12 protein-coding genes and 1 pseudogene are annotated in these 14,009 nt (G+C 40.8%); 5 read left to right on the top strand and 8 right to left on the bottom strand.

Going from position 1 to position 14,009, the window contains the following annotated elements; genetic code table 11:
- Positions 1-438: pseudogene (locus EUBHAL_RS11215) on the bottom strand (phosphoglucosamine mutase); the annotation flags it as partial.
- Between the two features lie 410 nt (positions 439-848).
- Between EUBHAL_RS11215 and EUBHAL_RS11210 the strand changes: the two are divergent.
- Positions 849-2,015: a PqqD family protein gene (locus EUBHAL_RS11210; RefSeq protein WP_242648789.1), complete on the top strand. Its 1,167-nt coding sequence runs from the start codon at positions 849-851 to the stop codon at positions 2,013-2,015.
- Positions 2,012-3,781 carry a peptidase domain-containing ABC transporter gene (locus EUBHAL_RS11205; RefSeq protein ID WP_005349575.1) on the top strand — a complete coding sequence of 590 codons (1,770 nt, stop codon included), beginning with the start codon at positions 2,012-2,014 and terminating at the stop codon, positions 3,779-3,781. The genes EUBHAL_RS11210 and EUBHAL_RS11205 overlap by 4 nt, the downstream gene beginning before the upstream one ends.
- 67 nt (positions 3,782-3,848) lie before the next feature.
- Here the strand turns inward: EUBHAL_RS11205 and EUBHAL_RS11200 are convergent, their stop codons facing one another.
- Positions 3,849-4,229, bottom strand: coding sequence for a hypothetical protein (locus EUBHAL_RS11200; RefSeq protein ID WP_005349572.1), 381 nt, complete (start codon positions 4,227-4,229; stop codon positions 3,849-3,851).
- Between the two features lie 233 nt (positions 4,230-4,462).
- Here EUBHAL_RS11200 and EUBHAL_RS11195 point away from each other — a divergent pair, with 233 nt between their 5' ends.
- The gene (locus EUBHAL_RS11195) at positions 4,463-4,918 is read left to right on the top strand and encodes a S24/S26 family peptidase (protein WP_005349570.1); all 456 of its coding nucleotides are present in this window, start codon (positions 4,463-4,465) and stop codon (positions 4,916-4,918) included.
- An 11-nt stretch (positions 4,919-4,929) separates the two neighbouring features.
- Here the strand turns inward: EUBHAL_RS11195 and EUBHAL_RS11190 are convergent, their stop codons facing one another.
- Positions 4,930-5,268, bottom strand: coding sequence for a PqqD family protein (locus EUBHAL_RS11190; RefSeq protein ID WP_081452299.1), 339 nt, complete (start codon positions 5,266-5,268; stop codon positions 4,930-4,932).
- Positions 5,269-5,314: 46 nt separating this feature from the next.
- Here EUBHAL_RS11190 and EUBHAL_RS11185 point away from each other — a divergent pair, with 46 nt between their 5' ends.
- On the top strand, positions 5,315-6,508 hold the full coding sequence (locus tag EUBHAL_RS11185; protein ID WP_242648788.1) for a nucleotidyltransferase domain-containing protein: 1,194 nt from the start codon (positions 5,315-5,317) through the stop codon (positions 6,506-6,508).
- Between the two features lie 16 nt (positions 6,509-6,524).
- On the opposite strand, the gene EUBHAL_RS11180 is transcribed toward EUBHAL_RS11185, so the two are convergent.
- The gene (locus EUBHAL_RS11180) at positions 6,525-7,616 is read right to left on the bottom strand and encodes a glycosyltransferase family 2 protein (RefSeq protein WP_005349562.1); all 1,092 of its coding nucleotides are present in this window, start codon (positions 7,614-7,616) and stop codon (positions 6,525-6,527) included.
- Positions 7,613-9,124, bottom strand: coding sequence for a lipopolysaccharide biosynthesis protein (locus tag EUBHAL_RS11175; RefSeq protein ID WP_005349561.1), 1,512 nt, complete (start codon positions 9,122-9,124; stop codon positions 7,613-7,615). Before EUBHAL_RS11175 ends, EUBHAL_RS11180 begins: the two co-directional genes overlap by 4 nt.
- A gap of 119 nt (positions 9,125-9,243) precedes the next feature.
- Here EUBHAL_RS11175 and EUBHAL_RS11170 point away from each other — a divergent pair, with 119 nt between their 5' ends.
- Positions 9,244-10,686, top strand: coding sequence for a DUF4832 domain-containing protein (locus EUBHAL_RS11170; RefSeq protein ID WP_242648787.1), 1,443 nt, complete (start codon positions 9,244-9,246; stop codon positions 10,684-10,686).
- On the opposite strand, the gene EUBHAL_RS11165 is transcribed toward EUBHAL_RS11170, so the two are convergent.
- From EUBHAL_RS11165 to EUBHAL_RS11155, 3 genes are read right to left on the bottom strand one after another with little or no spacing between them, the layout of a single operon-like run.
- Complete coding sequence (locus EUBHAL_RS11165) at positions 10,673-11,986, bottom strand: DUF4832 domain-containing protein (RefSeq protein ID WP_005349554.1); 1,314 nt, start codon at positions 11,984-11,986, stop codon at positions 10,673-10,675. The two genes, EUBHAL_RS11170 and EUBHAL_RS11165, sit on opposite strands and share 14 nt — an antisense overlap.
- A complete protein-coding gene (locus EUBHAL_RS11160) occupies positions 11,979-12,788 on the bottom strand; it encodes a glycosyltransferase family 2 protein (RefSeq protein ID WP_005349553.1) in 810 nt (269 codons plus the stop codon). Before EUBHAL_RS11160 ends, EUBHAL_RS11165 begins: the two co-directional genes overlap by 8 nt.
- A 20-nt stretch (positions 12,789-12,808) precedes the next feature.
- Positions 12,809-14,008 (bottom strand): glycosyltransferase, encoded by a 1,200-nt coding sequence (locus EUBHAL_RS11155; RefSeq protein WP_005349552.1) that lies wholly within the window; start codon positions 14,006-14,008, stop codon positions 12,809-12,811.
- Between the last annotated feature and the right edge of the window lies 1 nt (position 14,009).

The raw sequence follows: 14,009 nt of genomic DNA, 5'->3' as shown, positions 1-14,009 counted from the left end.
CCGACCAAATACTTCCAACTCGCTATCAAGATAAGCTTCTACAAGATTAATTGTAGCTTCATCCATCTTTTCTCCATTGCCATTAATCAGCTTGATACCATTATCATAGTATGGATTATGGCTGGCAGAAATCATAATACCACAATCAAAATCTTCTGTTCTTGCTACATAAGCCACAGAAGGAGTTGTTGTTACATGCAAAAGATACGCATCTGCACCTGAGGCTGTAAGCCCGGCAACCAACGCATACTCAAACATATAGCTTGAACGGCGTGTATCCTTACCGATGACAACCTTTGCCGGTATATCATCCCCTCTCTGTTTCTTTAACTGACCATAATACCAGCCTAAAAAGCGGCCTACCTTACGTGCGTGGTCTACTGTCAAATTTACATTCGCTTCACCGCGAAAACCGTCTGTTCCAAAGTATTTTCCCATCTTTTCCTCCAAGTATTTTTAATATATCTTTAATTCACTTCCTAATGGGTACCGAAGGATTCGAACCTTCGCTTTTCCCCTTCATATGTTATATCACAACACTTCTTTTTTCAATTCATTCCAAATGTTTATTTTAAAATTCCTAGCTTATTTTAGAAACTCTGCTTGATACTCTTATTTTCAATTATTCTTATTTATCTTGTATATCACATTGTTTTGAATATACAACATATCTACCCCGTTCTCTACTAAATATTGCATCATGCCTCTTATATACTTTTGTACATCAATTGGAAATAGCTTGTATTTCTTCCCTCCTCAGTGTTATAATTTGCTATAGTCACAGACATCACAACACATATATAAGTTTACAAGATTTGGCTTTGAAAAAGAAAGGAATCTTTTTTATCATGTTCAATTGTCAGCCCGGATATACACTTCGAAAAATCAAAGGTATCAATTATCTCTTACCTTATGGTCAGCAGATTGCCGATCTGAAAAAAGGCTTTGTGCTGAATGAGACCAGTACTTTCCTGTGGAATGTACTTCAGCATCATGAAGGTGCCGAACCGCAGCAACTGGCAGAAATACTTGCCAGGACTTATCAACTGGATGAGTCTTATTATCCTGAACTTCTGAAAGATGTGACAGATTTTCTGACACAGCTTACAGCCATGGGAATGATCACAGAAGATCTCCACCTGATTTCAACAATCCCTTCTGTCTCTATGATAATCGCAGGAATCTGCATAAAACTATACGGTTCTGCAGAACTGATTTCCCCAAATTTCAAACCTTTTTATCATGAATTTTCGGATGATGATACCTCACAGGAAATCGAACTGGTCACCACGCCTCCGCCCAGCCGTTGTTACGGACAGGTTCTTCTGCAGAATTCTGAAATGACTGTTTTTGAAAATCCCGACCGTTATGTTGTCCTTTTTCCACAGATGCAGAATCTTTACGAAGCTCATATGCTGAAAGATAGTACTTATGTACGGATTTACTGCCACCCGCAGGTTTCTGAAACAAATATAGAAAATTTATTTCACGCCATACGGCTGTTTTTCCTTTTTACAGCACAAAGAAACGGACTGTTTGCAATCCACTCAGCTTCTGTTCTCTATCAGGGAAAAGCATGGCTGTTTTCCGGTCATTCCGGAATGGGAAAATCCACACACACTGCTCTGTGGCATGAGCTTTTTGACACACCGTACTTAAATGGAGACCTGAATCTTCTTGGATTAAAGGAGGATCATATCATCGTCTATGGCATCCCCTGGTGCGGAACTTCCGGGATTTTTACTGCCGAAGCATATGAACTCGGAGGAATTGTCCTCCTTGGGCGCGACCTGCAGACAGATTATCTGGAAGAGTTAAATCCTTCGGAAAAAGTCCTCCGTGTCATGCAGCGCATGATCTCCCCTGCATGGACTGAACGCCAGCTTTCAGAAAATCTTTTCTTTGCCGGGGAAATCGCTGACCGCGTGCCGGTACTACATCTTCTCTGTACAAAGAATTCTTCTGCCGCCTGTGTGATGAAAAATACCATTGATCAACTGGAGAAGCTGCAATGAAAGAAAAAATACTCCTGATCTGGAAGCACCTGAAACAGGGAACCCTGAAAAAAATGTGGAAACAGACATTATGGATCTATCAGTACGGCAGACGTTACTGGAAAGCCATGATCCTGTATACACTGCTTGGTCTGGTCGGAACAGGTGTCTCTCTGGTTTCCAGTCTGATTTCCAGAGATCTGGTAGATATTATTACCGGACACCAGACCGGGAAACTTGTAAGTACCTTTGCCGCAATGATCGGCTTCTCTGTCGCAAACATTCTGGTTTCGCAGGCATCCGGATATGCCTCTACTTTCATTAACCTGAAGGTGGACTCCGAAATCAAGAACGACATCTTTGCCAAAATGCTGGTAACTGACTGGGAATCCCTGACCGATTACCACACCGGAGATCTGGTGACACGCTGGAGTTCCGATGCCTCCAATATTTCAAGCGGAATCCTGAACTGGATTCCCAACCTGATCATTTATACTTTTCGTTTTATCAGTGCACTGGCAATCGTGCTTTATTATGACCCTACTTTCGCACTTTTTGCTCTGCTTGGAATTCCCTTCAGTGCTCTGCTTTCAAAGCCGCTGCTGAAACGAATGCGTGATAACAACCAGAGAAGTGCGGCTATGAATGCAAAGCTTTATGGATTTAACCAGGAAGCTTTCTCCAATATCCAGACGATCAAGGCTTTCGACCTGATTCACTTTTATACAGAGAAACTGAAATCTCTTCAGAAAGATTATGTTAACATGAGACTGGACTTCCAGAAGATGTCCATTCTGACTTCTGTTCTCATGTCCATTATCGGATTTATCGTATCCTACAGCTGTTATGGATGGGGAATTTACCGTGTATGGAGCAATGCGATCAGTTACGGAACTATGACCATGTTTCTGTCTTTGTCCGGTACATTGACAAGTTCAGTAAATTCTCTGGTAAGTCTGATTCCGTCAGCCATCTCACTGACTATTTCGGCAGGAAGACTGATGGATATCGTGGAAATGCCGCAGGAGGACTACAGTCAGGATTCTGCTGTACGCAACTTCGAAAAGCAGCATAAGTCAGAAGGAATCGGTCTGAACATGCAGGATCTCAGTTATACCTATCATAATGGTACTGCTGTTTTCGCCAATGCTTCCATAGAGGCTTATCCTCATGAGATCGTGGCTCTGGTAGGACCTTCCGGTGAAGGTAAGACAACTATGCTGCGCCTGATCCTGTCTCTTCTGACACCGCAGGAGGGTTCTTCTCATATATGTGCCGGAACAGATCATGAACACATGATTGATATGTCCCCTTCTACAAGGAAGTTATTCTCCTATGTGCCACAGGGAAATACAATGTTTTCAGGAACAATTGCAGAAAATATGCGAAATGTGAAACAGGATGCTACAGATGAAGAAATTATTGAAGCGCTGAAACTCGCCTGTGCATGGGATTTTGTGGAAAAACTCCCGGATGGAATTGAAAGCATCGTTAAGGAACGGGGCGGAGGTTTCTCCGAAGGTCAGGCACAGAGGCTCTCCATTGCCAGAGCATTACTGCGCAGATCACCGATCCTGCTGCTGGATGAGGCTACCTCCGCACTGGATGTAACTACTGAGCGAAAAGTCCTGCGAAATATCATGCAGGATACCTACCCCAGAACCTGCATTGTAACTACACACAGGCCTACGGTTCTGAATATCTGTAACAGGGTTTATGCGATACGGGATAAGAAATGTGAGATACTAAATGACGTGGAAATTCATGAAATGATACAAACGTTTTAAAATCAATTTCAGGGATTGAGTTAAACACTCTAACTCAATCCCTTTTCTTGTCAGGTGGATATTCTCTTTAGTTCACAGAATAAGTAAATCCTGTCATCTTGAGATCATCAATGCTTGTTCCATGATTCAGATGAACTCCAATAGTCAGCGAATTTGATACTGTACTTGCAAATGTGAATGTTGCAGTCTTACCTGAACAGGATGCCTGCACAGAAGCATTATCTGTCTCAACCTGATCTACTGTATCATTAAAAGTGATATTTAAAGTAATGGTTCCATTAATACCTGACCAGTCTGCCATTGCCAGACCCTTGCCGCCATTAGTTCCCCATCTGTCCCATACACCATGATATACTACATTTAATTTTCCCTTGGCACCACTTGCTGCATAAACACCCTCTGCCATTCCTGCGTCAACAGTTACTACCGGCTTCTTATATGTTTTCATAATTAATTATCCTTTCCTGAAATATGACCTTTACATTGGTTTTATCTTTCTCTTTATCCTATCTATATCCCCTCAGAAAGTCAAGTATTCTTACACAAAACATACTGATTTTTTATTTTATTACGACAGGAAAACACTTTCTGTTGTCCTTTTGTTTTCTTAATGTTATAATACGCCTGTTCAGAACTTTATTTCTGAACAGGCGTATTATAACAGGAATAAGGACAGATACTATGAATAACACAACATCAGACCCAGTTAAAATCGATCTGGAACAGCTTCTCCGGGAGGGAAATATTATCCGCATCAAGCCTCAGGGTTACAGCATGTACCCTCTCTTTATTCCCGGACGGGATGAAGCACTGATCCAGCAGACAGACGGCACAGACTGCCACAGGAATGATGTAGTCCTCTACAGGCGTGATCAGGGTATCCTCGTGCTTCACCGCATCTGCCGGATAACATCTGACGGCTTTTATATGGTGGGTGACAACCAATACGAAGTGGAAGGTCCTCTGCGTCAGGATCAGATTATCGGAAAACTGATTGCTGTAAATCGTAACAGCAGAGAATTTACTGTAGGAAATCCTTTCTACAAATTTGTTTCTTCCCTGTGGCTTTTTATGCTGCCTGTTCGCCCCTTCTGTTTTAAACTGTCAGCATTTCTCAGAAAGCTTCATCACTCATGATCATCCATTTTTCATAGGAGAATTCCTTTTTTCTGCAAAGTCAGGACTACATTCCTTACATCTTCAAGAACCTCAGCAGGCTCTATCTCATACTCTTCTGCTACCAGTTGTGTCAGTTCATAAACATTCTCTGCCCGTTCCGCGTGCATATAAATAAAGCCTGCCGTTTCGCTCAATGAGATCACCTCATTGACTTCTTCTGTTCTTCTTCCTGACGGAAGTACGAGATATTCATCCTCCAGTCTCCTGACTACATAACCTTCTGTCTTTTTCATTTTCCCTTTTTCTCTTCCTTTTCCTTTATTTCCACGCAATAACATGATATACTTACTATTATTTATTACTGCCATTCAATCTCTGAACGGTACCAATTTTACGCACTTTCGGGAGACTCCTATGGAACGAATATACAATACCTATCTGAAAATAATAAAAAATATCTGCACCGGTTCTGATCATTCTGTTTCCGTACATCCGGAAGACCTTCCTGCTCTGGCAAAACTGGCGCAGGAACATTGTACTGTCCCATTTGTACTGCCATATCTCCGGTCTGCTTCTGTCTATCCTGCCATGAAGCAGCAGGTAAAAGGCATGATGCTGAATTATTATCAGATTGAGCATTTCACCCGGCTTACCGTCTCTCTTTTAAGAAAGAACAATATTGACTGTTATCTTCTGAAGGGTCTGAGTCTGGCTGACTGCTATCCGGTTCCTGAATATCGTAAGCTTGGAGATCTTGACCTGTATCTGGCTGATCCTTCTGACCTCACCAGAGCACAGGCAATTCTTGAAAGCAACGGATATATCTCTGAGGATGAACTCAGTGACCACCATGTAACCTACCGTTATATATTTTCCAAAACCGGGCGCCGTTTTCTCCTGGAGCTTCACTATCGTGTAGTTGGCCAGTACCAGTACAGCCCCGCCAACAAACTTGTGGATTCTGTCTTCTCACCGAAATGTCTGAAGGCATCCACCCAGACAATCCACGGATATACTTACACAGTCCTGCCGCCTACAGAATATACTTTCTATATGATTCATCATATGCTGAAGCATTATCTGTACAGCGGATTCGGTATCCGCCTTCTCTGTGATTTTACCTTTTATCTGAAGCGTCATGAAAAAGAAATCAATTTCCGGCAGATTCATGAATGGTGCAGAGAATCCCGCATCATCCATCTGTACGAAATCATTCTGGAATGCTGCAGGAAATATCTAGGTCTTCCGGATTCTATAGACGCCCGGACACAGTACAATCCACACGACTGCCATGATTTCATAATACAGATTCTTAAAGACGGCGATATGGGAACCGATATTTCCCAGTCACTGGTTGGAAGCAGTTCGTATCAGAAGGTTAACTTCCTTACTTATTTCAAAGAAGGACACATCCAGATGAAGGTCCGCTTTCCAAAAGCCAGCCATTATCCAGTCCTCTGGCCTGCACTCTGGTGTATCACATTTATCTGTTTTATCCGCAACACTTACACAGTACGAAATACAACATTCCACCAGACCCTTCACAGCTTTAAGAAAATCAATCAGAAGACAAAATTAATCCATATTTTTGAAAACAGTGACTTCTGACCAGGAGCCACTGTCTTTACTTTTTCCTTAGTCCAGTATCAGAAAGTCTTTCATCTACCCGGCAGGAAACCAAGATCTTTATTCCCACAGACATCAACAGATACCATCTCCATTTCATTCCCAATGAAAATGTCCGGATCATAATCTTCCACAATTTTTGCGTGATCTGCAGTTTTTTCCTTCTGTCTGCCAACTCTGTAAAAGCCTTTCTCCCCATCGGATTGCTTCCATATTTCTTAAGAACCTTTCTGACAGCCCACAGAGATTTTTTATGCTGCATATATTCCATTTTTCCGTCAAAAAATGCCGCAAAAATAAGCAAATATCCAATCAGTGAAGTATATTCTTTCGGATCCTTGTCTTCTTTCTCTATCCAGCTTTTCAGTTCATATACAAGTTTGAACCAGTTTTCTACAGAATCCGGACGATACTGCCAGGAAACTGACATATCATTTTTTCTGTAAATATACCCTATATCTTCCAGAAATGCATACTTCGCATCACAGATATAACATTGCATATTAAACAGTTTATCTTCTGCATAAGAAAGATCCGCAAAATAAATCTGATGATTTCTCAGGAACTCTCTTCTGTATAATTTCCCCCACGCATAAGAAAGTGTTCCTACTGAGAAAAATCCCTGAAATCTAAATTCTTCAGATGATGGACTACATAATGCAAATGATTGATGTTTAGTAGCCGGCAATATTTTATCTTTCCACAATCTTGCATAATTGCTGACAACAATATCCGCATCTGTCTGCTCTGCAAGATTTATATATTTACAGAATATCTCCTTATCAGGAAGATAATCATCTGCATCGGCAAACACAATGTAGTCACCCTTCGCAAGCTTCAGCCCTCTGTTTCTTGAAGCTCCTGGACCCTTTCCCGATCCTTCAATCATATGGATCTCCGGGTATTTTGCTTCATATTTCTGTATAATATCAGGACTTCTATCCTTTGATCCATTATCTATCAATATAATTTCCAGATTTTTATAACTCTGCTTTATAATACTGTCCAGAGTTTCTCTGATGTACTTTTCTGCATTGTATACGGGTATGATCACAGAAATCTTTTTCTGCTGTTTTTCCAAAGCTGTCATCTTTTATCTCCTGTAAAAACTTTTTCTACAATTTTTTTCAGTAAATTCCATAATACTTTCCACTCTGCAGTTCTCCTGTAAGCAAACCACAATAAAATATTCGGCACAATCAGGCAGATTCCCAGTCTGCATACCAGAATCATAAATGCCTGTCCGGAAATAAATCTGCAAAAATATTCCGTTATTCCCCATACTGCAGCCATCACCCCCAGATATCCTGCATATTTTACAAAGAAACCGGTAACAGGCTTTTTCAGTCTGTATTTATAAATCACATAGGGTTCTACCCATACAGAAGTAAGTACTGTACTGCAGAATGTACCTGCAAATACTCCTGCCACACCAAAATATGTAACCAGCAGAATGGAAATTACCAGATTTAACACTGCTTCAGCTATCGCTTTGTACCGATCATTCCAGAACAGTCCCATAGATTCCTTAAAAATCAGCACTGCACGTCTCATCCCATTAATAAAAAAATTAATACACAGTATCAAAACAATTTCCTTTGGAAATAAATATTTTTTACCAAATGCCAGCTTCACAAAAGGATTCAGCAGTTCCAGCAAACAGACACCTGCAAAACCAAACAGCCAGTACCCTATAAAAAACAGACTGTCAAAAATCCGTCCTATCTTTTCGTTCTCTTCCGTCACACCAAGATTTCCCACACTTGCCGCAACTCCCAGCATTGCCTGCTCCAGAACCTGCCTGACTGATCCTATGATCAGATAATAATTGGAATAAATCCCTGCACTGATAATTCCCACAAAACTTGAGATCAGCAGATTATCTGTATTATTTACTACTACATTACCAATTTTATGCATCAGCATTGCCTTTACATTCCTTAAAATATCATGACGTTCTTCCTGTGGAAGCTGCTCCTTACACGGTTCTTTCAGATATGGGAACAGCCTGTCTGCCTTTCGGGACATACAGATATTTCCGATTATGGTACATACAACCGCAATAACAAGAAACAGGATAAAGTTTCGTGTCAAAAACAATACCATAATCTGAAGGATATCTTGTAGTACAAGAAAACCATTATGATACATCACCGTAATATAATTCATCTGATGGGCATCTACCAGTGTTTTTTTATAAATCAATAAATACGAAACAACGGAATTAAGCAGATACAGAAGATAAATTATAATCAGATGATTCACATCTGGACGATCCTTCATCAAAATATCCAGAAATGGTATCAGGCATAAGCCGGCAAGCAGAACAAAGCCCGCTGTTATCCTGTAGAAATTCCGAAACATCCGCATCAGAATCTGTTGTTTTTTTATATCTCTTCTGGCTATAGGAGCGTAAAGAGCATATGTGATTGCTGTTCCGACCCCAAGTTCTGACAAAGACAATATATTTAATATATCTGTAAACAAACCATTAATTCCTACATAACCTTCACTGAGAGTCCTGGTAAAAACAACTCTTGTAAAAAAACCCATAAAAATTGCCAATGTCTGTGCCAAAAAAGCTACTGTCGTATTCATAACAGAATATTCTGTCCTTGATTTCTGTTTCAATCTTCACTTATCCTTTCTTTTCGGTTATAATACATTATAGTCAATTCATAGTTATATGTATAGATATTTTTAAGGAGCAAATATTCATGAAAAAAAAATCATCAATCATCCTGCACAGTCTTTTTTTTGTTGTCTGCTCGGTGCTGGCTGTATTATGTCTCTACCACATAATCTCCATCAGACGGCTAAATGTAAAATACACTCCTGCAATAACAGAAGAATCCTCCCGTGAACTGGACAACCCATATCGTGGTTTCTATCAGTTGAGCGGATACATTCTTTCAGATAATCAGAAGCCGGAGAAATCTGCTGCCTGGTGCAGAAAAAGTTGCGCTTCCAATCCATATCCTCTGATGCTTCTGGAGATTAATCTGAAAAATTACTCCAATACCAGCATAAGCACAAATGCCAAAAATCAGTTGGATAAAATACTGGAAGAATGTGTTCAGGCAAAAAAACAAGTTATCCTCCGTTTTCTGTATGACTGGGATGGACAGGCTCTGTCCACGGAACCATCTGACCTGCCTCAGATAAAGAATCATATTTCCCAGATTTCTTCTACTGTCAACAAATATGCAGACTGTGTTTATATTCTTCAGGGTACTCTGACAGGAAATACTGGAGAAATGAATCATTCCAATTACGGAGATATTAATCAGATAAGACAGATTATAGAAGAACTTAATCAGAATATTTCCTCTGATATTTTTCTGGCAGTCCGCACTCCTGGTCAGCTGCGTGGCATACTCCGCACCAGAACACCCCTGTCCAGTACAGATGCCGGCAATGGCAGCCTGCAGGCAAGACTCAGTCTTTTTAATGACGGCATGCTTGGTTCTGTTTATGATCTGGGTACTTACGATGATACCCCTTTACAGCCGGACAGTAATCTGGATGAGCAAGGCACACGAAGTGAGGAACTTCTTTTCCAGTACAAACTCTGCCAATATGTTCCTAATGGGGGTGAGGTTACAGTTGATAATGAATATAACGATCTGGACAATGCGATTGCCGACCTTTCACAGATGCATATATCTTACCTGAATTCCGAACACGATCCCGCAGTTCTGGATAAATGGAAGAATTCCACTTATACAGGATCACGGACAGACGTTTTTTCCGGATGTACAGGGTACGATTATATAAGTACACACCTTGGTTATCGGTATGTTATGAAAGAATCCTCTGTTGATTTTCACTCCGTCCTGAGTGACACAGCCTCTCTTTATATAACAATTGCAAACACAGGATTTTCTTCCGCATATACCAGATTCGATACTGTTCTGTTCCTCACTGATGAAAGTACCGAAAAATCAAAGAAAATAGAAACAAATATTGACAACCGTACCATAGCAGGCAATGACTGCTCCACATTTAAAACAGATCTGGATATCCGTTCCCTGAGAAAAGGAACTTACTCCATTTCACTGCGTATGGAAGATCCATACACAAAAAATTCTATCCACTTTGCCAATCAGGGGGCAGAAAACAGCAAGACAGTTCCTGTAGGTACTCTTATTCTTCACTAAGATAAATTTTTCCACAATGCAGACTTCCCAGGTAAAGGGTGTCTGTACTGTTTTTATTTGCAAAATGAATGATCCGTCCATCTTTTTTTCTCTGAAGTTTCAAGGATACTCTGCCCTCCATTAATTTAATCACTGTTTTTCCACATATCCTGGTTCCTGCCTGGATTTTTCTCATATCCATGGATATCGGAACTTCTCTGGTCTCATTCCTGTTTTTCATTATCAGAAACAATTCTGTTTCCTGAAATACCCTTCCAAACCCGGTATTCTCAATTTCAAACATAAATTCTGCTCTTCCTCTTCGAATCGGTTTCAACTCCACAGTTCGCACTACAAGCCGATATCCCAGGTGTTCTCCTATATACTCATAGAGGCTGTATCCCTTCCATATTTTCAAATTATCAAATCCATCCCACGATATACTTTTCCATAAATCCAGTGCTTTCATATCATAGGTACTGTCCAAATAAGTAATATGCATCTTTTTTAACTCGTTGACTATGAACTTTGCCTCATACATTCTGTCGTTCTCAGTACAGGCTACTACTTCTCCGCCACATGGCATATCTTCTGTAAGACAATTAACAAATTCCATTTCCTCTTTTCTTGTCCACGCCTGTGCCCAGCCTGCCGCCTCCCTGAGTTCAGTTCCAAAGGTTCCCAGATGAGTCATGGAACCCAGAATCCCATCATCAAATAATGCCAGATGCGCATATTTCTTTTGTCTGAATTCTTTTTCACTTCTCAAAGTTCTCCACTGCGCCGGAGTACGTACAGCAAGATATATCTCATCTCCCAAATACTGCCGCATACAGTTCCACATTCGATTGATACACTCTGGTGACAGATATCTGGAATCATGCATTTCTCCCCAGCTTCCGGCAAGCATCCCCTGGAAGATGAATACCGAATGTTGCATATCCCGGAGCAAACCACCAATCTGCTGTAAATGCTCCAGCACCTGTTCAAAACTATCCGGCTCACATTCACGCCCTTTTCCTTCCCGATCATAAACCGGCCGCAGAATCACATCTTTTTTGTAATACATAAAAAAACTGAGAATGCTTCTGATATTATTCAGGGCATTCTCATCCAGTTGCATACTGCGATATATACTGATATCCAGCAATACCAGTGCAAGAAGTTCTCCATCTCTCAGACTCCATCTCAGTTCTTCTGGATTTATGGAATCCTGAACAACAAACGTATAGATTCCATACCATCCTCTGCCTGGATTTTCCAGGCAGACATTACTCTCGATGAGTTCCACCTGTTGGAATACCCAGTTGTTTTTATTCATTATATTTTTCCAGCTCACGTATTTTATCCTCATCCATCTTAAGAATCTTTTCCCTGATCCACACAGCCAGGATTGAAAACGTCATTCTGAACATATAGAGTACTGGTTTCAGTCCAGAATGCATACTGACTCCTGTAGTCCTTACATGCATCACTGCGGGAATTTCTCTGACCCTGAACCCAAGAAGCAACATCTGCATAAGCATATTTGCATCTGGATATTTGTCATCAAAATTATTATATTTCGAATAAAAACGGAAGGTTCTCCAGTTTAATCCCTGAAGACCGGTAGTCGGATCTGTAATTCTTCTTCCAGTTCCTGTTTTCAACATTATACGAAACCATACAAATGCAATCTTTTTGGCAAATGAAACCGAAAATCCAGAACTTCCTTCCATGAATCTTGATCCAAGGACAATATCCGGCAATTTCCCATTCTCATCCTCTTTCTGCAATTCCTTATAGATTTCCAGAAGGTTACATACGTCATGCTGACCGTCTGCATCCATTTGTATAACATAGCTGTATCCTTTACGCACCGCATATTTATAACCAAGCTGCAGACCACTCCCATAACCCAGATTAAATACATTGGTAATCACCGTATGGTTTCTCTTTTTAGTCACATGATTTGTCTTATCCTGAGACGCATCATTCACGACCAGTACATCTGCAACCTGCGCTATCTCCGGCTGTTCCAGTTTTTCCAGAAGCGGAACGATTGTTTTTTCCTCATTGTATGCCGGAATAATGATCAGGACTTCTTTTTTTGCTTCTTTTCCAACGTTTTCTCTGTTCTCCATAGATACTATTCTCTCTCTTCTTATGCTATCTCAAACAGTTTCAGGATATCTCCCTGTTCATCGGATATCCGGACTGTAGCTTTTTTTCCATATTCTCTGCATTTCTCTTCATTTCCCAGCAGTTCGGCTATCTTCCTGCTGATATCCTCCGGTGAAAGCTGACACAGTATACCATCCGTCCCATTCTCCACCTGTTCTCGGTTTCCGCTGCAATCAGATACCAGAATCGTACAGCCCAGAACCTGAGCTTCCTGTATTGCAATACTTTTCCCCTCAAACCGGGTCGCATGCACATACAGATCACATTGCTTATAATATGGATAAGGATTCTCCTTCGCACCCAGCAACAGAAAATCTTCCTTCAGTCCAAGACTGTCTATTTTCTGCTGAAGCTTATTTCGTAATTCTCCCTCGCCCAGAACATACCAGCGTGCTTTTATCCCCTGATCCTTCAGGAGCTTCATCGCATCAACAGCTACTTCATACGCTTTCTGTGCAGTCAGCCTTCCCACTGTCAGTATACGCTTTCTGGTGTATGTATCACTGAATCCACCGGGAAGTTCTGATTTTCTGTATATTTCCTCTCTGTCGATCAGATTATGGAAAATAAAGGTTTTATTCCGGCATTCCGGATATACACTGTCAAATACACTCTTTACTTCCCCTGATACTGTAAAAATCCTGTCAAAATCCAGATAACAATCTCGGTCCAGTTCTCTGGTGTAACCGGCATATTTATAATCAACATGCAGGAATGTGAACTTCTTCCTGGCCTTAACATGATCATGGACAAAATATGTAGCCCCACCTTCCAGATAAGCAACTGCCATATCATAGCTTTTATTCAGCTTCATACCACTGTCCGACATGACACGCCATAAAAGCTTATCTGCATATATCTTTTTTCTGCCCAGCATAGCAACTGCATTCTTTATCAGATATGGTATATTTTTAAACAACGCCCCATGCGTAAACAGGCGCATAAAGACTTTTTTGTTCAATTTCTTCTTTCCCTCTGCTGAAAGAACTGATTCTGCCGTATAGTCCCTGTTCAGAATATTTACATAACCCGGTACCTGACTGATCAGTTCTCCCTGTTCCAGAAGCACGTACAGATCCACCTCATACCGATCCGGGGTAAATCTTTTGAGCAGTTCCAGTAATGCCTTCTCTGCGCCTGCACCTCCAAGAGTATTAATTACAAACAGTACTTTTTTCATA

It is taken from the genome of Anaerobutyricum hallii DSM 3353 (assembly GCF_000173975.1).
GTDB lineage: Bacteria > Bacillota > Clostridia > Lachnospirales > Lachnospiraceae > Anaerobutyricum > Anaerobutyricum hallii.
The sequence above is the reverse complement of the archived record's forward strand: the minus strand, read 5'-3'. Positions and strand labels throughout refer to the sequence as shown.